This window comes from Agromyces ramosus, from assembly GCF_030817175.1.
GTDB classification, from domain to species: Bacteria; Actinomycetota; Actinomycetes; order Actinomycetales; family Microbacteriaceae; genus Agromyces; species Agromyces ramosus_A.
In genome coordinates, this window is sequence record NZ_JAUSYY010000001.1 from 546,980 (window position 1) to 566,533 (window position 19,554).

The following is a 19,554-nucleotide window of genomic DNA, read 5'->3' on the forward strand; positions in this document are numbered from 1 at the left end:
GGTCGGCGATCAGCCCTTGGCGGCCTTCGTGTCGGACTCGACCTTGGTGAGCGAGTCGACGAGGTCGGCGACGGGCGTCTGCACCGGCACCGCGGTGTTGCCCGAAGCCTCGACGAGGGCGGCCTGCACATCGGAGTCGGTCTGGAAGATCTCGACGAGCTTCAGGTAGGTCTCGTCGTCCTTGTCTTCGGCGCGGGCGGCGAAGATGTTGACGTAGGGCAGCGCGTTCGGGTCGCTCGGGTCGTCCTGCGCGATCGCGTCCTGGAAGCTCAGGCCGGCGTCCTCGACGAAGTCGTTGTTGATGACCGCGGCGGCGACGTCGGGGAGCGACGTCGGCGTGAGCGACGCCTCGAGCGCGGTGACCTTGACCTTCGATGCGGACTCGTCGATGTCGGCGAGGTCGGAGAAGATCGTGCCGCCGCTCTTCAGCTCGATGAGCCCGGCCGACTGCAGTACGAGGAGTGCACGGGCCTGGTTCGACGCGTCGTTCGGCACCGCCACGGTCTCGCCCTTTGGGATGTCCTTCACCGAGTCGTACTTCGTCGAGTAGAGGCCGAGCGGGTAGATCGCGGTGGACCCGATGGGCGTGAGGTCCTCACCGCTCGACACGTTGTAGTCGGCGAGGTACACGATGTGCTGGAACTGGTTGAGGTCGAGCTCGCCCTCGCTCGTCGCGGGGTTGGGCTGGGCGTAGTCGGCGAAGTCGACGACCTCGATCGTGATGCCCTCGTCGGCGGCCGCCGCCTCGAACGCGGCCCACTGCGGGTCGCCCGCTCCGACGACGCCGATCTTCACGACGTCGTTCGCGGAATCGCCGCCCTCGCCCGCTGCGGGGCTCGCGCATGCGGCGAGGCCGGCGATGAGCGGGACTGCGGCCAGTGCGGCGATGAGCTTCGTACGGTGTGACATGTTCTCCCTTTCGCGTGAATGCGCCGCGATCAGGTGCTGATGGCGTGGAGCAGGCATGGCTCCGCCACGGTTGGTAACGGTGGGGGCTTCGATGCCGCGAGCGCGGGCGCAATTCCACGCTAGACGAAGGATCTTCGGGGCCTTGACCACGTGGTCATGTCGCGTCACAGTTCCTGCGTCGCGATGCAGCGACTGTGAGGGATGCTTCGACGGCTCAGCCTTCGAGTGACTCCGACACCTCGAGCCACCGGGTCTCGAGCTCGGCGACCGAGGTCTCGAGCCGCCCGAGTTCGTCGCCGAGCACGGCGAGCCCCACGTAGTCGCCCTGGTCGTGCACGGCGAGCTTCTCGTGGAGCCGGGCGATCTCGGCGGCGAGCTTCTCGAGCCGGCGGTCGATCGAGGAGAGCTCCTTCTCGGCGGTTCGGCGCTCCGCCCCGGCGAGCGCCGGGGCGGCGGCCGAGGCGTGCATCGCGGCGCCGGTCGATGCGCCCGCGCCGGGGGTCGGCACCGCCGCGGCCGTCTCGACGCCCGCCTTCCGGAGCTCGAGGTACTGGTCGACGCCGCGCGGCAGGTCGCGCAGGTGCCCGTCGAGGATCGCGAACTGGCGGTCGGTGACGCGCTCGATCAGGTAGCGGTCGTGCGAGACGACGAGCAGGGTGCCGGGCCAGGAGTCGAGGAGGTCTTCGATGGCGGCGAGCATGTCGGTGTCGAGGTCGTTCGTGGGCTCGTCGAGGATCAGCACGTTGGGCTCGGCGAGCAGGATGAGGAGCAGCTGCAGGCGTCGCTTCTGCCCGCCCGAGAGGTTCTTCACGGGCGTCGAGAGCTGGGCCGTCGTGAAGCCGAGGCGCTCGAGCAGCTGCCCCGGCGTCATCTCCTTGTCGCCCACCTGGTAGGAGGTGCGCTGCTCGGCGACGACGGCGCTCACGCGCTGCTCCGAGTACTCGGTGAGCTCGGCGAGCTCCTGGCTGAGCGTCGCGATGCGCACCGTCTTGCCGCGCTTGACGCGCCCGGTGGTCGGCTGCACGGCGCCCGTGACGAGGCCGAGCAGCGTCGACTTGCCCGCGCCGTTCACCCCGAGGATGCCGGTCCGCTCCCCCGGCGCGATGCGCCACTCGAGCTCGTGCAGCACCGTGCGGGTCGCTGGGGCATCGGCCGGGGCATCCGCCACCGGGTAGACGACCGACACGTCGAGGAGGTCGACGACGTCCTTGCCGAGTCGAGACACCGCGAGCCGGTTGAGCTCGACGGGGTTTCGCAGCGGCGGCTCGTTCTCGATGAGCTGGTTCGCCGCCTCGATGCGGAACTTCGGCTTCGAGGTGCGTGCAGGGGCGCCGCGGCGCAGCCACGCGAGCTCCTTGCGCATGAGGTTCTGGCGCTTCGACTCGGATGCCGCGGCCATGCGGTCGCGTTCGACCCGCTGCAGCACGTAGGCCGCGTACCCGCCCTCGAATGGCTCGACGATGCCGTCGTGCACCTCCCACGTGTTCGTGCAGACCTCGTCGAGGAACCACCGGTCGTGGGTCACGACCACCAGGGCGCCCGAGTTCTGCGCCCACCGGGCCTTCAGGTGGCCCGCGAGCCAGGCGATGCCCTCGACGTCGAGGTGGTTCGTGGGCTCGTCGAGGAGCACCACGTCCCAGTCGCCGACGAGCAGGGCGGCGAGTCCGACGCGGCGGCGCTGCCCGCCCGAGAGGCTCGCGATCTGCGCGTGCCACGGGACATCTGCGAGCAGGCCCGCGATGACGTCGCGAACCCGCGCGTCGCCCGCCCACACGTGCTCCTCGATGCCGCCCACGACCGACTCGGCCACGGTCTTGCCCGGGTCGACGACGTCGGCCTGGTCGAGCATGCCGATGCGGATGCCCCGGCGCAGCGTCACCCGTCCGCCGTCGGGCTCGATGCGACCCGAGAGCAGCTTCAGCAGCGTCGACTTGCCGTCGCCGTTGCGTCCGACGACACCGATGCGATCGCCCTCGTCGATGCCGAGGGTGACCTCGTCGAAGACGGTGCGCGTCGGGAACTCGAGGTGCAGGCGCTCGGCGCCGAGGAGGTGTGCCATGTCCTGACGAGCCTAGCCGCCGCGGGCTGGGAGGCGACCCGGTCGCAGTCGGGGCGGCCTAGCCGTGCATGATGCGCGCGCCGTGCACCGGACCGTGCACGTGCACGACGTTCAGGCGCGCCGCGGAGAGGGCGACCTGCAGCTCGATCGCCGACTCGGCGTCGTCGACGAGGAACGCGACCGTCGGACCCGAGCCCGAGACGATTCCGGCGAGCGCGCCGTGCGCCTCGCCGAGTTCGAGGATGCCGCCGAGGCCGGGTGCGAGTCCGAGCGCAGCCGCCTGCAGGTCGTTGTGCAGCGCTCCGGAGAGGAGCCGCGGGTCGCCGGCGCGAAGCGCCTGCAGCACCGCCGAGTCGACGACGGGCGATCGCTCGGCGGGCGCGAACGCGAGCCGTTCTTCACGGCGCCGGTCGAGCTCCCGGTACACGCCGGGCGTCGAGAGGCCGAACTCCGCGACCGCGAGCACCCAGTGGAACGACCCGGTCGCGAGGGCGGGGCTCAACCGGTCGCCCCGGCCGGTGCCGATGGCCGTGCCGCCCGACAGGGCGAACGGCACGTCGGCGCCGAGCTTCGCGGCGAGCGCGTGCAGCTCCTCCTTGGAGAGCGCCGTGCCCCAGAGCGCGTCGCACGCGACAAGGGTGGCCGCGGCATCCGCCGACCCGCCGCCCATGCCACCCGCGATCGGCACGTGCTTCTCGATCTCGAGACGCACACCGCCCGGCACGCCGGCCGTGCGCGCGAGGAGCTTCGCCGCCTTGATGGCGAGGTTCGAGCTGTCAACCGGGAGCCCCGAGGTGTCGATGCTGCCGCCGAAGCCCACGCTGAACTCGTCGTCGGGCCAGGCCCGCACGTCTTCGTAGAGCGAGACGGCCTGGTAGGCGGTCGCGACATCGTGGTAGCCGTCGGCCTGCACGGAGCCCACGCGCATGAAGAGGTTGACCTTGCCGGGCGCCCGAACGTGCACTGCCTCGTCGGTCGCGGCGATCGTCATGCTTCCACGTTAACCGACTGCTCGCAGCCAGTCGCGCATCTGCGTCTTCACCTCGGCCAGGCGCGAGTCGTCGGGCAGCTTGCCCCAGGTGAGCCCGATCGACGACCTGCCGCCGTCACGGTCGGTCGCCGACGCGAGCACGAACTCGCCGTCGAGTGGGAAGCGCGCGGTCGGATGCTTCGCCTCGAGGTTCAGGGCCAGCGGCTCGACGCCCAGCTCGCGGCCGACGACCGCGGCCAGTGCCCGAAGTGCCGCCTGCTTCTCGAGCCCGACCGTGCGCGTGACGCTCGCCTCGTACGTGCCGTCTTGACGTTGCCCGGGCCGCCGGATGCCGCGCGCCTGCTCGTAGGCGACGGTGACCCCCTGCGACCACCACGGGTCGACGCCCTGGTCGCTGACGAGCCATCGCGCGATCGCCTGGTGCTTCCAGGTCGCGGCCCCTGCAGCGTCGAGGATGCCGAACCACTCGTCGCGCGAGCGACCCGTGGCCTCACGTACGGCGTCGTCGCCGACGCCCTCTGCGCTGCTCCCCACGGGCTTCGCCATGGTTCACGCTACCGCCGCTGCACGTGCGATGGCGAGGAAGTCGCCGACGCGGAGTTGCTCGCCGCGGGTCTCGGGGTCGACCCCGGCACGGGTGAGCACCTCGGAGGCGGCGGCCGCGGATCCGCCGAGCACGCCCGAGAGCGCCTGGCGGAGCATCTTGCGGCGCTGCTGGAACGCCGCGTCGACGATGGCGAACGTCGCGCGACGCTCCTGCTCGGTTCCGGGCGGAACGGCACGCTCGAAGCCGACGAGCACCGAGTCGACGTTCGGCACCGGCCAGAACACCATGCGCGACACCTGGCCGGCCGTGCGCCAGCGCCCGTACCACGCCGCCTTCACGCTCGGGGCGCCGTAGACCTTCGAGCCCGGGTCGGCTGCGAGGCGGTGCCCGACCTCGGCCTGCACCATCACGATGCCCGACGCGAGCGACGGGAAATGCTCGAGCAGGTGCAGCAGCACCGGCACCGAGACGTTGTACGGCAGGTTCGCCACGAGCCGCGTGGGCGCTCCGGGCAGCTCGGTCACCTGCAGGGCGTCGGCCCGCACCACCGTGATGGGCGTGCCCGGCTGCATGACCGCGACCGTGTGCGGCAGCTGCTCGGCGAGGCGGTGGTCGATCTCGACGGCGATGACGGATGCCCCGGCCTCGAGCAGCCCGAGTGTCAGCGAGCCGAGGCCGGGCCCGATCTCGAGCACCGTCTCTCCGGGCTGCACTCCGGCGACGTGCACGATGCGCCGCACCGTGTTGCCGTCGTGCACGAAGTTCTGGCCGAGCTTCTTGGTGGGCGTCACGTCGAGGAGCTCGGCGAGGTCGCGGATCTCGGCCGGCCCGAGCAGGCGTGGCGCGGCGGCACCACCCTCGGCCTCATGCCGGTGGGCGTTCACGCCGTGCCCTGCTGATGGATCGGCAGCACGGGCTCATCTTGCCACGAGCCGTACACCCGAACCGTGTTCGACGCGAGCTGCGAGCAGAAGTCGTCGAGGTCGGTTCCGAGCGCCTCGGCCATGAATCGGGCGGTGTGCGGCACGAGGTAGGGCGCGTTCGGGCGCCCTCGCAGGGGTGCGGGCGTGAGGTACGGGGCATCCGTCTCGACGAGGATGCGGTCGCGCGGCGCGACCCGCAACGCCGCACGGAGGTTCTCGGCGTTCTTGAACGTGACGTTGCCGGCGAACGAGAGGTACCAGCCCTCGTCGGCGGCGAGCCGTGCGAGGTCCGCGCCGCCGGAGAAGCAGTGGAACACCGTGCGCTCCGGCGCACCCACGCGCCGGAGCGTCTCGACGACCTCGTCGTGGGCGTCGCGGTCGTGGATCTGCAGCGCGAGCCCGTGCCGCTTCGCGATGTCGAGGTGCGCCTCGAAGGCGCGGAACTGGGCGCCGCGGCCGTCGTCGCCGGTGCGGAAGAAATCGAGTCCGGTCTCGCCGATGGCGCGCACGCGCGGCCGGGCCGCGAGCTCGTCGATCACGGCGAGCGCCTCGTCGAGGGTTCCGGATGCCTCGAGCCGGGGCGCCTCGTTGGGGTGCAGCGCCACCGCCGCGAGGAGCCGCGGCTCGCGTTCGGCGACCTCGGCCGACCAGCGGCTCGTCGCGACATCCGTGCCCACCTGCACGGCGCCGACCACGCCGACGGATGCCGCGCGCTCGAGGTGCTCGTGCACGTCGAGCGGCAGCGCGCCGTCGGCGATCTCGAGGTGCGTGTGGTTGTCGTAGACGCCGACCGGAAGCGGTTCGGGCAGCGGCGGGTACTCGACGGCACGGCCGCCGTCGGCACGGGTGCGGAGGTGATCGGGGGTGGGTCCGGTCACTCGGGGCTCACTCGGTGATCTCGACGCGCGGGAACAACGCCTCGAGCGGCGCGACCCGTTCGCCGGTCGCCCAGTCGTGGGCGCGATCGATGCGCTGCTCCTGCACGGTGCCGGGAGCGCCGAGCGCGGTCCAGAGCTTCGCTGTCGCCTTCGGCAGCACCGGCGAGAGCAGCACGGCGAGCGTGCCGAGGCCGTGGTAGGCCGTGGCGAGCACGGTCTCGAGCCGTTCGCGCTTGGCCGGATCCTTCGCGAGGGTCCACGGCTCCTCGATGGTGAGGTAGCCGTTGAGCGCGTCGACGAGCTCCCACGCGGCGCCGATCGCCTCGTGGATCGCGGTTCGGCCGATGGCCTCCCACGAGGCATCCGTCGCACGCCGCTCGACCGAGCCGATCTCGAGATCGGCGACCGTCGGCGCACCGCCGGTCGGAACCACGCCGTCGCAGTAGCGCGTGACCATGGCGATGACCCGGGAGGCGAGGTTGCCGAAGCCGTTGGCGAGCTCGGCCTGGTATCGAGCCGCCAGGTCTTCCCACGAGAACGAGCCGTCTTGGCCGAACGCGATGGCGCGCAGGAAGTAGTAGCGGAACGCGTCGGACCCGAAGGTCTCGGTGATCTGCTCGGGGGCGATGCCGGTGAGCTTCGACTTCGACATCTTCTCGCCGCCGACGAGGAGCCAGCCGTGCCCGAAGACGCCCTTGGGCACCTCGAGGCCCGCCGCGATGAGCATGGCCGGCCAGATGACCGCGTGGAAGCGCAGGATGTCCTTGCCGATGATGTGCTGCGCGGGCCAACGACGGGCGAACTCCGCCTCGTCTTGACCGTAGCCCGCCGCGGTGATGTAGTTCAGCAGCGCATCGAACCAGACGTAGACGACGTGCGTCTCGTCCCACGGCACCTTCACGCCCCAGTCGAACGTGGAGCGCGAGATCGAGAGGTCGGCGAGGCCCGACTTCACGAACGAGACCGCCTCGTTGCGCGCCGACTCGGGCTGCACGAAGTCGGGACGCTCCGCATAGAGGGCGAGGAGCTGGTCGGCGAAGGCGGACATGCGGAAGAAGTAGTTCTTCTCATTCAGCAGCTCGACGGGCTTCGAGTGGATCGCGCAGACGAGCTGGCCCTCGTAGTCGCCGGTGCCCGGCACGAGCTCGGACTGCTGCTTGTACTCTTCGCAGCCGACGCAGTAGTAGCCCTCGTACTCGCCGGTGTAGATGTGACCGTCGTCGTAGAGCTTCTGCAGGAACTTCTGCACGTTGCGCTCGTGCCGCTCGTCGGTCGTGCGGATGAAGTCGTCGTTCGCGATGTCGACCGTCTCGAGCAGCGGCACCCACGCCTCGGCGACGAGCTTGTCGGCCCACTCCTTCGGCGTCACGCCGTTGGCGGTCGCCGTGCGCAGGATCTTCTGGCCGTGCTCGTCGGTGCCCGTGAGCATCCACGTGTCGTCGCCCGCCTGGCGGTGCCAGCGCGCGAGGACGTCGGCGGCCACCTCCGTGTAGGCGTGGCCGATGTGCGGCACGTCATTCACATAGAAAATGGGCGTGGTGACATAGAACGAGGAGCCGTCGGCCATGCGCTCAATCCTATGGGCGAGCGCATGCGCCTTCGGCCGGGTTACACGTCGTCGAGTGCGGGGTCCGGTTCAGCGGTCGCCCCTTCGGTCTCCGCCTCCGCCCTGCGTGCGCGTTCCGCGCGTTCCTCGCGGTGCCGGCGGCGCACGCTGCCGTCGCCGATGGCCGACGGGACCGCCTCCTCGGCGTCGAGGTGCGCGTGCGGCGTGGGCACGCCGAGCGTGACGTCCTGCTCCTTGATCGCGGGCTCCTGCACGCGCTGGCCGGCGTATCCGACGATGCGGAATCCGAGCACGATCTTGCCGGGCGCCTCGCGGCGGTCGAGGGCACGGTAGGCCTCGACCACGTCGTCGAGGGGGAACACGTCGGCGATCGGCAGCCGGACCCGACGAGCGGCGGCGAGCGCGGCGACGCGGCCGAGGGCCACGACATCGCCCGCGTAGAGCTTCACGGCACCGCGTTGATCGACCGCCTCCCAGTCGACGAGCGTCAGCGTGCGCGACGCCGGCACGCCGAGTGCCACGGCCTCGTGCACCTCGCCGCCGAGGAAGTCGAGGAACGCGGTGACCGGGCCGTGCGCGAGCTCGCGGACCCGCTCGGCGAGCGCCGGGCCGTACCCGGTCGGGAGCACCCCGAACTGGCGGAGGAAGTCGAAGCGCATCGGCGCGCTCGTGCCGACCACGGTCGCGCCGCGCGAGCGGGCGAACTGGGCGGCGAGGCATCCGATGCCCCCGGCCGCCGCCGTGACGACGACGGTGTCGTTCGGGCCGAGCCCGAGTCCCTCGACGGCGTTCCAGGCAGTGGTGCCGGCGACGTAGAGGGAGCCGGCCACCTCCCACGACAAGGCCGGAGGCTTCGGCAGGAGCTGGCGTTCGGGCACGACCACGTGAGTGGCCTGTGCGCCGCGGTCGACGTAGCCCATCACCTCATCGCCCCGCGCGAACCCGACGACACCCGGCCCGGTCGCGAGGACGACGCCCGCGAGGTCGCGCCCCTGCGGCGACGGGAACTGCACCGGCCATCGATCGGGATGCTCGCCTCGCCGGATCGCGCTCTCGACGGGGTTCAGCCCGCAGGCGAACACCTCGACGAGCACTTCGCCCTCGCCTGGATCGGGCGTCGGGACCTCGACGACCTCGAGCACCTCGGGGCCGCCGAACCTGGAGAATCGGACTGCGTGAGCCATGTCGCACCTCCACTGTGCGGTGGTCCCATTCTCCGCCTCCGCGTCCGGGAGCGACAGTGCCGGGCTGGACGTGGCGTGTCGCGCGCGGGCCGGCCTCGCCTCACGCGCCCTTGCGGGCCGCGAGCGCAGCCTCGTAGAGCTCACGCTTCGGGAGGCCGCTCTCCCCGGCAACGAGCGCCACGGCGTCTTTCAGGCGGGTTCCGGATCCCGCGAGCGCGAGCACCCGCTCGAGCGAGGTCGCGGCATCGGCCTGCTGCTCGGCCGCCCCGCCGACGACGATGCAGATCTCACCGCGCACGCCGCCGGCCGCCCACTCGGCGAGCTCGCCGAGGCCGCCGCGCCGCACCTCCTCGTGCAGCTTCGTGAGCTCGCGGCAGACCGCCGCCGGCCGGTCGGTGCCGAACGCCTCTGCGAGCGCCGTGAGGCTCGCGGCGAGCCGCGACGGCCCCTCGAAGAACACGAGCGTACGCCGGTCTCCGGCGAGCTCGGCGAGGCGACGGCTGCGCTCCCCCGCCTTGCGCGGCAGGAACCCCTCGAACGCGAACCGGTCGGTCGGCAGGCCGGAGACGGCGAGCGCGGTGACGACGGCCGAGGGCCCCGGGATCACCGTGACCTCGACGCCGCCGGCCGCGGCGGCCGCGACGAGCGGGAAGCCCGGGTCGGACACCGTGGGCATGCCGGCATCGCTGAGCACGAGCAGGTCGGTCTCCCGCGCGAGCTCGACGAGCTCGGCCGCTTTCTGGCGTTCGTTGTGCTCGTGCAGTGCGATGAGGCGCGGGCGGTTCGCGATGCCGAGACCCGCGAGCAGCCGCTGAGTGACCCGGGTGTCTTCGGAGGCGACGATCGTCGCGTTCTGCAGCGCCTCACGGAGCCTCGTCGAGGCGTCGCCGAGGTTGCCGATGGGCGTCGCCGCGAGGATGATCATGCACTCAGTCTGTCACCGGCCCGCCCGAGCGCCGCTCGTGCGCGGAGTCGCCGAGTGGCGTTTGAGCTTAGGGTGGGCGCATGGGAGTGGAGCCGGGCGCCGCCGAGACGCGCGAGGGTGCGACGGCGGCATCCGATCTCCAAGACCGCCCGGTCGTGCACGACGGCGTGGCACACGAGCTGCCGCCGCACGAGCAGCCGCGCGGCACGAGGCTCGACGACTGGTGGGGGCGCCTGCTCTCCACGCCGCGTCGCCGCGCGTTCTGGTACTGGGGCGGTCCGCTGCTCGTCACAGTGGTCGCCGCCGTGCTCCGGTTCTGGAACCTCGGGCATCCGCAGGCCGTCGTGTTCGACGAGACCTACTACGTGAAAGACGCCTGGACGCTGTTCCAGAACGGCTACGAGTCGTCATGGCCCGAGGGCGCCGATGCCGACTTCGCGAGCGGCGACACCGACATCTTCAGCGACGACCCGTCGTACGTGGTGCATCCGCCGCTCGGCAAGTGGCTGATCTCGCTCGGCATGATGGCGTTCGGAGCGGGCGACGCGTTCTGGTGGCGTGCCACCACCGCCCTCGCCGGCACGATCGCCGTGCTCGTCATGACGTTCGTCGCGCGCCGCCTCTTCGCCTCGACGATCCTCGCGGTGATCGCCGGGCTGCTCTTCGCCGTCGACGGCAACGCCATCGTGATGTCGCGGGTGGCCTTGCTCGACAACTGGCTGATGCTCTTCACGCTGCTCGCGTTCTGGTTCGTGCTGCTCGACCGCGACCGATCGCGCCGCATGCTCGAGGCCCGATTCGACGAGGCGCGTGCGTTCGGCCGGGAGTCGTACGCCGGGCCCGCGCTGTGGGACCGCCCGTGGGTGTTCGCCGCCGGGCTCGCGCTCGGCGCCGCGTGCGCCGTGAAGTGGTCGGGCGTCTACTTCCTCGCCGCGTTCGGCATCTACCTTGTGGTGGTCGACGCGCTCGCGCGGCGACGAGCCGGCGTGCCGTTCTGGATCAGCGGTGCGCTGCTCAAGCAGGGGCCCATCACGTTCGTGCTGCTCGTGCCGATCGCGGCCGTCGTCTACCTCGCGTCCTGGACGGGGTGGCTCGTCACCGACGGCGGCTATTACCGGCACTGGGCCGAGGAGGCCGGCAACGCGGCGACCGGATGGCTCGCCTGGGTGCCGACCTCGCTGCAGAGCCTCTGGCATTACCACGTGTCCGCCTACGGCTACCACGTCGGGGTGCACAGCCCGCACCCGTGGCAGTCGAACCCGCTCGAGTGGCTCCTCATGATCCGCCCGACGAACATGTACTTCGACGACCAGTCGGGCGGATGCGGCGCCGACACCTGCTGGTCGTCGATCATCGAGGTGGGCAACCCGCTCATCTGGTGGGCGGCGGCCGTGGCATCCGTGTACCTCGTCTACCGGCTCGTGCGCTACCGCGAGTGGCAGGTCGGTGCGATCCTGCTCGGCATCGCGGCCGGCTACCTGCCGTGGCTCATGTACCTGAGCCGCACGGTCTTCCAGTTCTACTCGATCGCCTTCGAGCCCTACACGGTGCTCGCGCTCGTCTTCGTGATCGGGTTGATCCTCGGGCGCCGCGACGACCCCACGTGGCGACGCAAGCGCGGGCTCGCGACCGTCGGCATCTTCCTCGGCGCCGTGCTCGTCGTCTCGGCGTTCTTCTATCCGATCTGGATCGGGATGCCGGTCACGCCGCTCTTCCGCCAATTGCACTTCTGGCTGCCGAGCTGGGCGGCGTGATGTTCGCCGGTCGGATGCCGGGACTCCTCCTCGCGGCATGCGCGGCCCTCGTGGCGTGGCTCGCGCACCTCGCGGTGCCGCTCGTGCCGCTGCTGACCGCCGCCGTGGCCCTCGGCATCGTGGTCGGCCAGGTCCCGGCGCTCCGCACTGCGCTCACGGGCAGCCTCGCGCCCGGGCTGCGGGTCGCGTCGCGGCAGCTGCTGCGCATCGGCATCGTGCTGCTCGGCCTGAAGCTGAGCCTCGTCGACATCGCCGAGCTCGGCTGGGTGTCGATCGTCACGACGATCGGCGTCGTCGTGCTCACGTTCGTCGGCACGATCGGCCTCGGCCGTGCGTTCGGCCTGCGGGGGCACCAGCCGATCCTCGTCGCGAGCGGCTTCTCGATCTGCGGCGCCTCGGCGATCGGCGCGATGGGCGCCGCGGTCCGCGCGCGCGACGAGGAGCAGGCGGTGCCCGTCGCGCTCGTGACCCTGTGCGGCACGATCGCCATCGCGGTGCTGCCCGCGCTGTGGCATCCGCTCGGCCTCTCCGCCACCGGGTTCGGGCACTGGGTCGGTGCGGGCGTCCATGACGTTGGCCAGGTCATCGCCACCGCACAGATCGCCGGCACCACGGCGCTCGCCGTCGCGGTCGTCGTGAAGCTCACCCGGGTGCTCATGCTCGCCCCGATGGTCGCGATCACCGTGGCCGTCGAACGGCGGCGGGCGACGGATGCCACGAGCCCCCGCCCCGCGATCGTGCCGCTCTTCGTGGCCGGCTTCCTCGCCGCCGTGGTGCTCAACAGCCTCGTGCCGCTGCCCGAATGGCTGCTCGTCGGCGCCGACTGGCTGCAGACCGCCCTGCTCGCGATGGCGCTCTTCGCGCTCGGCGCGTCGATCCGGTTCGCCGAGCTCGCCAGCACCGGATGGCGCGCCCTCGTGGTGGGACTCACCTCGTGGGCGCTCATCGCGGTGCTCGCCTACGGTGCGGTGCTGTTGGGCTGACCTGCCGGCTGGACCCGGCTCAGCCGACCGTCAGCACGACCTTGCCGCGCACGACGCCCGACTCGAAGCGGGTGAGTGCGTCGGCCGCCTGCTCGAGCGGGAACACCTCATCGACGACGGGCGTGATCTCGCCCGCGTCGATGCGGCGGGCCAGCTCGGCGAGGTCGTCGCCGCTGCGCCGCGCGGCGAGCGGGCGCAGTCGCTGCGACACGAACGGCGAGATCGCGGTGGCGCGGATGATCCGCCCGAACGGCCCGAAGATCCTTCCTCCCGTGCCGGACGAGAGCACGAGCGTGCCGTGCTTCGTGAGCGAACCGCGCAGTCGCGCGAGCGGATGATCGACCACGGAGTCGAAGATCACGTCGAAGCGGGGGCCGCCCGCGGTGAAGTCCTCGGCGGTGTGGTCGATGACGTGATCGGCGCCGAGCGCACGCACGTGGTCGACCTTGGCGGTGCGACAGACGCCCGTGACCTCGGCGCCCATGGCCTTCGCGAGCTGCACCGCGAATCCGCCGACCCCGCCCGAGGCGCCGTTGACGAGCACATGTTGTCCGGGCTGCACGCCGGCCAGCCTCAGTCCTTGGAGCGCGGTCGTGCCCGACACCGGCACGGCTGCGGCGTGCACGACGTCGACGGCGCCGGGTCGCCGTGCGACGAAGTCCTGCTGCACCGCGACGAGCTCGGCGTAGGCGCCCTGCTCGGACTCGGCGTAGACCGGGTCACCGATACGGAATCGGGTGACTCGCGACCCCACCGCCGCGACCTCGCCCGCGACATCCCGGCCGATCGTCGGCTGCTTCGGCCGCCGCAGCCCGAAGGCGAGGCGCACTGCACGGGGCTCGCCGCGCATGATGAGCGCGTCGCCTGCGCTGACGGCGACCGCGCGCACTCGGATGAGCACCTCGTCGTCGCCCGGCACGGGCGTCTCGACCTCGGCGAGCGACAGCACCTCGGGCCCGCCGTAGCGGTGCTGCACGATGGCCCTCATGATGCGGCCTCGCCGCGCGCTGCTGCCTGCTCGCGAACCGCGGTCATCGCCACGACGACGCTGCCCGCCTTGTGCCCGGTGTCGACGCGCCGGTGCGCTTCGACGATGTCGTCGAAGGGCACGACCATGTCGATCACGGGCACGAGTGCGCCCCGTTCGACGAGTTCGACGAGGAGCGCGAGATCGGCGGCCTTCGCCTGCGCGCTGCGAAGCCCGGTGAAGGTGATCGCCGCCCGCCGGCCCCGGCTGAGCCACCGCGTGAACGGCGCCTGGAGCAGGATCGCACCCGACGGCACCGTCGTGAGGTAGATGCCCCGGTCGGTGAGGGCGGCGCGACAGGCGCCGAACGAGCGCTTGCCGACGGCGTCGAAGATGACGTCATAGGTGCCTCGCGCATCGGTGAAGTCGTCGCGGGTGTAGTCGATCAGGCGATCGGCGCCGAGCGAGTGCACGAGCGGCTCGTTCGCGCCGCTGCACACCCCGACGACGGTCGCCCCGAAGTGCTTCGCGAGCTGCACGGCGGCCGAGCCGACGGTGCCGGATGCCCCGTTCACGAGCACGACCTGGCCGGGGCGCACCTTCGCGACGTCGCGGAGGAACGGCAGGGCCGTGAGGAAGCCGTCGACGATCGCCGCCGCTCCGGCCTGATCGAGTTGCTCGGGCACGTGGACGATCGGTCCGTCTTCGGCGATCTTCAGGAGCTCAGCGTGCGCGCCGGTCGACGGCGCCACCGTGCCGAACACGCGGTCGCCGGGAGCGAATCGGCCCACTCGCGCACCGACGCGTTCGACGAGCCCCGCGAAATCGGAGCCGAGCACCGGATGCTTCGGCTTCGTGAGCCCGAAGAAGAGGCGCGCGAAGCGCGGCGTGCCGCTGCGGCCCGCGCTGTCGGAGGCGCCGACGACGGTCGCCTCGACGCGCACGAGCACCTCGTGCTCGCCGACCACCGGGTCATCGGCATCCGTGATGCGTACCACGTCGGGTGCGCCGTATCGTTCGTGGACTGCGGTTCTCATGATGCGGACTCCTCTGAGCCTGATGCGGGGTACTGGAACACGTCGTCGAGCGGCACTCGGAAGACGCGGGCGATCTGGAAGGCCATCTCGAGCGATGGCGAGTAGCGGCCCTGCTCGATGGCGATGACCGTCTGGCGGGTGACGCCGAGTGCCTCGGCGAGCTCGGCCTGGGTCATCTCGCCGTGCCGGAAGCGCAGCGCCCGGATGTCGTTCGTGACCCGGGTCGGCGGCTTCACCACGTCGGCACGCCCTTGCGGTAGACGATCACCTTCGTGACGCTCGCGAGGATCGCGGAGAGCACGAACCCGAGGTAGATCACGTTCGCGATCCAGAAGTACCCGCCCTCGAACAACGCGAGCACGAGCGCGCCGAGGGCGCCGATCACGAGGAAGGCGTTGCCGACGCGCTCGCCGAGCCGGTCGATCTCCTTGTCACGCACGTCACCACGGGTGCTGCCGCTCGGGGCCACGATCTCGACGAGGATTCGGAGCACGATCGCCGCGACGATCGCGCCGCCGATCGTCCAGAGCACGGCGGGCACGTAGTCGATCTCGTCGACCGCGGTGCCGCTCAACAGCTGCGGGAGCACGAGGAACACGTAGACCGCGTACCCGGTCACCGAGACCACGAGGTAGACCCACGTGCCCTTCTCTTCGTATGACATGCCCGCTCCTGTTGGATCGATGTAAAGAAAACCTGACATCGATCAATGTAAAGGATTCTAGACATCGCGTCAAGCATTTTTGACACGTAGGTTGCTCGAGCGTCCGCGCTAGTGGCTGCCGTCGACGAGCTTCAGGGCCGACCACGCAGCCGACGAGCCCCGCGAGGAGGGCGAGCTTCACCCACGAGACATCCGTGTCTCCCGTGATCATCGCCCAGATCACCGTGAGCGCCGCGCCGATGCCGACCCAGACCGCGTAGGCGGTCCCGATCGAGATGTCGCGCATCGCCCAGGCGAGCCCGCCCATCGAGAGCGCGAGCGCGCCGAAGAAGACGACCGACGGCCAGAGCTTCGTGAAGCCCTCGGACTTGCCGAGCGCGGTGGCCCAGACGGCTTCGAGCACGCCCGAGGCGATGAGGATGACCCATGCCATGACTGTTCACTCCCGTGGCCAGTCTTGTCGCGTTCCGGGTACTGATCCCTCGTCCGGGGCCGCGGGTCGGCGGCCTGGTTCGAGCCTAGCGATCAGGGCTGTGCACGTCCTGTGCAGCGGCGGCGGCGGTGCGGGGCCGGTGCCGCTCGTCAGCCGGCGAGCCCCGTCGGCGAAGCCGACCGCTCCGCGATCGCGCGGTCGGCGGCGAAGAGCGCGGGCGCCGGGCCGGAGCCGTCGGCCAGGTCGGCGAGGATTCGGCCGACGACCGGCACGAACTTGAAGCCGTGTCCCGAGAACCCGGCGCCGACGACGACCGGGCCGATGCGGTCGAGCACGAAATGCTCGTCGGGCGTCGTCGTGTACGTGCAGCTGATCGGCGTCACGACCTCGGCGTCGACGCCCGGCAACCAGTCGCGGGCGTAGCGCTGCAGGGCGGCGAGCTGGTCGGGCACCGGCGCGAAGTCGCGCAGATCGGGGTCGACGACGGGCCCGACTCCGTGCCAGCCCGCCTTGACGCCCTCGCCCGGCGTGAGCATGCCGTACACGGGCGACCGCCAGTAGTCGTAGCCGTCGCCCGCGCCCGGGAAGTGGTTGAAGCTCGGCCATACCACCGAGTCGTCGCGCACGGCGAAGTGCGCGGGCTGCTCCTGCGTGACCACGAGCCTCGGCAACGAGACGCCCGTGAGCAGCTTCGTGGTCCAGGCACCGAGCGTGACGACGGCCGTGCGGGCCTCGAACACCTCGGTGACGCCGGCGTCGGTGACGGATGCCACGTGCACGATGCCGTCGTCGACCACGTCGATGCGCGTGGCCCGGGTGCCGTGCCGAACGTCGGCACCGGCAGCGGCGGCTGACTCGTGCAGCGCCCGCACCGTGGCATCCGCGTTCACCCGTCCGGCCTGCTCGTTGAAGAGGACCCGGGTGTCGAAGCGGATGCCCGGCCAGCGCTCGCCCGCCTCGTCGACGCCCAGGAAGACGGCCGGGATGCCCGCCTCGGCGAGCGCGGCCCGCACGCCGTCGAAGGCGCCGCGCGGCCCGTGGTTCGCCACGCCGACGAGATCGAGGAGGGCGGCGCCGCTCTCGGCCTCGAGCTCGCGCCAGAGCGGCAACGCCTCGACGAGCATGCGCACGTAGGTCGGGTCGGCGTAGGCGACGTTGAAGTTGCGCGAGGCGCCGTGCGAGGCGCCCATGCGGTGACCCGGCTGCCAGCGCTCGAGGAGCGCGACCTCGCCACCCCGACGGGCCAGCTGCCATGCCGTCGCGGCCCCCATGGCGCCGCCGCCCACCACGATCGTCTCGACTCGCGTCACCATGGGATTCAGCCTAGACGCGGGCTGCGAGCACCTCGGCGAAGTGCTCGACGACCGGGAACGGCTCGTAGAAGCCGTGCAGGAGCTCCCGCCAGCGACCGTATTCGGGTGAGCCGCGGAAGCCGACCTCGTGCGCCTCGACGCTCTGCCACTGCACGAGGAGCAGGTACTCGTTCGGCGTCTCGATCGAACGCGACAGCCGCAGGTCGAGGAAGCCCGGCATTCCGGCGATGATGGGCGCCGCCTCGGCGAACGCCGACTCGAAGTCGGCCTCGCGGCCGGGGATGACGGGCAGGATCGCATGTTCGAGAATCACCGTCTCACCGTACTGTGCGCGGAATCAGGCCGCGGCCGCCCCGGACACGGCGTCTCTGCCGGTTTTCGTGCGCATCCGGTCAGATCGGCCGGTTTTCACCGCGCGCCGTCATCGCGCGAGGCACGATGGAGCATGCCCTTCGACGACACCGCAGCCCTCATCGTGATCGACGTGCAGCAAGGCTTCGACGACCCCGTGTGGGGCGCCCGCAACACTCCAGATGCCGAGTCCAACATCGCGCGGCTGACCACGGCATGGGCGGATGCCGCGCGGCCGATCGTGCTCGTGCGCCACGACTCCGCCTCCCCCGGTTCGCCGCTCGCGGCCGGTTCTGCGGGCAACGCGCTGAAGGACGTCGTGGCCGGGGTCCCGCACGACCTCCTCGTCACGAAGCAGGTGAACTCGGCGTTCTACGGCGAACCCGACCTGCACGGATGGCTCGAGGCCCGGGGCATCCGTCAGCTCGTGATCTGCGGCATCCAGACGAACATGTGCGTCGAGACGACCGCGCGCATGGCGGGCAATCTCGGCTATGACGTGACCGTGCCGCTCGACGCCACGCACACCTTCGACCTCGACGCTCCGGGCGGCCTGCACCTCACCGCCGACGAACTCGCCCGTGCCACCGCGGTGAACCTCGCCGGCGGCGGATTCGCCGAGGTCACGACGACCGACGACGTGCTGCGTCCATGAGGCTCGCGTTGCTCTCCGTTACGGGATCCGAGGTCGAGCGCCCCGCCCACGGCTAGCGTGAACCGCATGGCAGACCGCGAATACGGCTTCAAGACCCGCGCCATCCATGCGGGCAACATCCCCGACCAGGTCACGGGCGCCCGCGCGCTGCCGATCTACCAGACGAGCGCGTTCGTGTTCGACGACACCGCCGACGCCGCAGCCCGCTTCGCACTGCAGAAGTACGGCAACATCTACTCCCGGCTCGCGAACCCCACCGTGGCGAGCTTCGAGGAGCGCGTCGCGAGCCTCGAGGGCGGCCTCGGGGCCGTCGCGACCGCGAGCGGCCTGAGCGCGCAGTACATCACCTTCGCGAGCCTCGCCGGCACCGGCGACCACATCGTCGCGTCGGCGAACCTCTATGGCGGTTCGATCACCCAGCTGGATGTCACGCTGCGCCGTTTCGGCATCGAGACCACCTTCGTGTCGAGCTCCGACGCCGACGACTACGCCGCCGCGATCACCGACCGCACGAAGGCGCTGTTCGTCGAGACGATCGCGAACCCGTCGGGTGAGATCGCCGACCTCGAGGCGCTCGCCGACGTCGCCCACGCGCACGGCATCCCGTTCATCGTCGACTCCACGATCCCCACGCCGTACCTCAACCGGCCGATCGAGTGGGGCGCCGACATCGTCACGCACTCGGCGACGAAGTTCCTCGGCGGTCACGGCACGACCCTCGGCGGCGTCGTCGTCGAATCGGGCCGCTTCCACTGGCACTCCGACAAGTTCCCCCTCTTCGGCCAGCCCGTGCCGAGCTACGGCGGCCTCGAGTGGTCGGGCAACTTCGGCGAGTACGCATTCCTCACGCGGCTCCGTGCCGAGCAACTGCGCGACATCGGCCCGAGCCTCGCGCCGCACTCGGCGTTCCTCCTCGCGCAGGGGGTCGAGACGCTGCCGTATCGCATCCAGGCGCACATCGACAACGCGCGCGCCGTGGCCGAGTGGCTCGTCGCCGACTCGCGCATCGAGCGGGTCTTCTGGGCCGGCCTGCCCGAGCACCCGCATCACGAGCGTGCGCAGAAGTACCTGCCGAAGGGTCCCGGCTCGGTGTTCAGCTTCGAGGTGAAGGGCGGCCGCGCGGTCGGCCAGAAGCTCATCGAATCGGTCAACCTCGCGAGCCATCTCGCGAACATCGGCGACGCGAAGACCCTCATCATCCACCCCGCCTCGACGACGCACGCGCAGCTCAGCGAGCAACAGCTCGTCGACGCCGGCGTCCTGCCGGGGGTTGTGCGCCTCTCGGTCGGCATCGAAGATGTTGAGGACATCATCGACGATCTCGACCAGGCCCTCACGGCCGCGACTGGAGGAGCACGATGACCACGGTGACGGATGCCACGACCGCCGCTTCGGGCGAGGTGACGCATGCCGA

The 19,554-nt window shown here is 71.1% G+C and carries 19 protein-coding genes, 1 pseudogene and 1 riboswitch; of the genes and pseudogenes, 4 read left to right on the forward strand and 16 right to left on the reverse strand.

The window, feature by feature from the left end; all coding sequences use genetic code 11:
• Window positions 1–9: 9 nt before the first annotated feature.
• The 9 genes from QFZ26_RS02615 to rsmI all read right to left on the reverse strand — a co-directional run bounded on the left by QFZ26_RS02615 (window position 10) and on the right by rsmI (window position 9,983).
• Window positions 10–909 carry a MetQ/NlpA family ABC transporter substrate-binding protein gene (locus QFZ26_RS02615; protein ID WP_307038974.1) on the reverse strand — a complete coding sequence of 300 codons (900 nt, stop codon included), beginning with the start codon at window positions 907–909 and terminating at the stop codon, window positions 10–12.
• Between the two features lie 214 nt (window positions 910–1,123).
• Window positions 1,124–2,968, reverse strand: coding sequence for an ABC-F family ATP-binding cassette domain-containing protein (locus tag QFZ26_RS02620; RefSeq protein WP_307038976.1), 1,845 nt, complete (start codon window positions 2,966–2,968; stop codon window positions 1,124–1,126).
• Between the two features lie 58 nt (window positions 2,969–3,026).
• Window positions 3,027–3,959: a 4-(cytidine 5'-diphospho)-2-C-methyl-D-erythritol kinase gene (locus tag QFZ26_RS02625; RefSeq protein ID WP_307038978.1), complete on the reverse strand. Its 933-nt coding sequence runs from the start codon at window positions 3,957–3,959 to the stop codon at window positions 3,027–3,029.
• Window positions 3,960–3,968: 9 nt separating this feature from the next.
• Window positions 3,969–4,505: a hypothetical protein gene (locus tag QFZ26_RS02630; RefSeq protein WP_307038980.1), complete on the reverse strand. Its 537-nt coding sequence runs from the start codon at window positions 4,503–4,505 to the stop codon at window positions 3,969–3,971.
• 3 nt (window positions 4,506–4,508) lie between these two features.
• Window positions 4,509–5,390 carry a 16S rRNA (adenine(1518)-N(6)/adenine(1519)-N(6))-dimethyltransferase RsmA gene (rsmA, locus tag QFZ26_RS02635; protein WP_307038982.1) on the reverse strand — a complete coding sequence of 294 codons (882 nt, stop codon included), beginning with the start codon at window positions 5,388–5,390 and terminating at the stop codon, window positions 4,509–4,511.
• Complete coding sequence (locus tag QFZ26_RS02640; protein WP_307038984.1) at window positions 5,387–6,307, reverse strand: TatD family hydrolase; 921 nt, start codon at window positions 6,305–6,307, stop codon at window positions 5,387–5,389. The genes rsmA and QFZ26_RS02640 overlap by 4 nt, the downstream gene beginning before the upstream one ends.
• 7 nt (window positions 6,308–6,314) lie before the next feature.
• The gene (gene metG / locus QFZ26_RS02645; RefSeq protein WP_307038986.1) at window positions 6,315–7,874 is read right to left on the reverse strand and encodes a methionine--tRNA ligase; all 1,560 of its coding nucleotides are present in this window, start codon (window positions 7,872–7,874) and stop codon (window positions 6,315–6,317) included.
• 41 nt (window positions 7,875–7,915) lie between these two features.
• On the reverse strand, window positions 7,916–9,058 hold the full coding sequence (locus QFZ26_RS02650) for an NADP-dependent oxidoreductase (protein WP_307038988.1): 1,143 nt from the start codon (window positions 9,056–9,058) through the stop codon (window positions 7,916–7,918).
• Window positions 9,059–9,158: 100 nt separating this feature from the next.
• A complete protein-coding gene (gene rsmI / locus QFZ26_RS02655) occupies window positions 9,159–9,983 on the reverse strand; it encodes a 16S rRNA (cytidine(1402)-2'-O)-methyltransferase (protein ID WP_307038990.1) in 825 nt (274 codons plus the stop codon).
• Between the two features lie 80 nt (window positions 9,984–10,063).
• On the opposite strand from rsmI, the gene QFZ26_RS02660 reads away from it, so the two are divergent.
• Together QFZ26_RS02660 and QFZ26_RS02665 are read left to right on the forward strand one after the other, a co-directional pair.
• Window positions 10,064–11,737 (forward strand): dolichyl-phosphate-mannose--protein mannosyltransferase, encoded by a 1,674-nt coding sequence (locus tag QFZ26_RS02660; protein ID WP_307038992.1) that lies wholly within the window; start codon window positions 10,064–10,066, stop codon window positions 11,735–11,737.
• On the forward strand, window positions 11,737–12,720 hold the full coding sequence (locus QFZ26_RS02665; RefSeq protein ID WP_307044897.1) for a YeiH family protein: 984 nt from the start codon (window positions 11,737–11,739) through the stop codon (window positions 12,718–12,720). The genes QFZ26_RS02660 and QFZ26_RS02665 overlap by 1 nt, the downstream gene beginning before the upstream one ends.
• Window positions 12,721–12,739: 19 nt before the next feature.
• Here QFZ26_RS02665 and QFZ26_RS02670 read toward each other — a convergent pair whose 3' ends face one another.
• The 7 genes and pseudogenes from QFZ26_RS02670 to QFZ26_RS02700 form a co-directional block, all read right to left on the reverse strand.
• Entirely contained in the window at window positions 12,740–13,708 is a 969-nt protein-coding gene (locus QFZ26_RS02670) for an NAD(P)-dependent alcohol dehydrogenase (protein WP_307038995.1), read from the reverse strand.
• Window positions 13,705–14,724, reverse strand: a complete 1,020-nt coding sequence (locus QFZ26_RS02675) for an NAD(P)-dependent alcohol dehydrogenase (RefSeq protein ID WP_307038997.1) — start codon at window positions 14,722–14,724, stop codon at window positions 13,705–13,707. The genes QFZ26_RS02670 and QFZ26_RS02675 overlap by 4 nt, the downstream gene beginning before the upstream one ends.
• Window positions 14,721–14,960: a helix-turn-helix transcriptional regulator gene (locus QFZ26_RS02680; protein ID WP_373460745.1), complete on the reverse strand. Its 240-nt coding sequence runs from the start codon at window positions 14,958–14,960 to the stop codon at window positions 14,721–14,723. Before QFZ26_RS02680 ends, QFZ26_RS02675 begins: the two co-directional genes overlap by 4 nt.
• On the reverse strand, window positions 14,957–15,388 hold the full coding sequence (locus QFZ26_RS02685) for a hypothetical protein (RefSeq protein ID WP_307039001.1): 432 nt from the start codon (window positions 15,386–15,388) through the stop codon (window positions 14,957–14,959). The genes QFZ26_RS02680 and QFZ26_RS02685 overlap by 4 nt, the downstream gene beginning before the upstream one ends.
• Before the next feature lie 108 nt (window positions 15,389–15,496).
• Window positions 15,497–15,821, reverse strand: a pseudogene (locus tag QFZ26_RS02690) (DMT family transporter).
• A gap of 13 nt (window positions 15,822–15,834) precedes the next feature.
• Window positions 15,835–15,900: riboswitch (guanidine-III (ykkC-III) riboswitch) on the reverse strand.
• A gap of 70 nt (window positions 15,901–15,970) precedes the next feature.
• Window positions 15,971–17,134 carry an FAD-dependent oxidoreductase gene (locus QFZ26_RS02695; protein WP_307039003.1) on the reverse strand — a complete coding sequence of 388 codons (1,164 nt, stop codon included), beginning with the start codon at window positions 17,132–17,134 and terminating at the stop codon, window positions 15,971–15,973.
• Window positions 17,135–17,144: 10 nt separating this feature from the next.
• Window positions 17,145–17,447 (reverse strand): antibiotic biosynthesis monooxygenase family protein, encoded by a 303-nt coding sequence (locus QFZ26_RS02700; RefSeq protein WP_307039006.1) that lies wholly within the window; start codon window positions 17,445–17,447, stop codon window positions 17,145–17,147.
• Window positions 17,448–17,579: 132 nt separating this feature from the next.
• Between QFZ26_RS02700 and QFZ26_RS02705 the strand changes: the two genes are divergently transcribed.
• Together QFZ26_RS02705 and QFZ26_RS02710 are read left to right on the forward strand one after the other, a co-directional pair.
• The gene (locus QFZ26_RS02705; protein WP_307039008.1) at window positions 17,580–18,140 is read left to right on the forward strand and encodes a cysteine hydrolase family protein; all 561 of its coding nucleotides are present in this window, start codon (window positions 17,580–17,582) and stop codon (window positions 18,138–18,140) included.
• A 66-nt stretch (window positions 18,141–18,206) separates the two neighbouring features.
• A complete protein-coding gene (locus QFZ26_RS02710; RefSeq protein WP_307039010.1) occupies window positions 18,207–19,502 on the forward strand; it encodes an O-acetylhomoserine aminocarboxypropyltransferase/cysteine synthase family protein in 1,296 nt (431 codons plus the stop codon).
• Window positions 19,503–19,554: the final 52 nt, after the last annotated feature.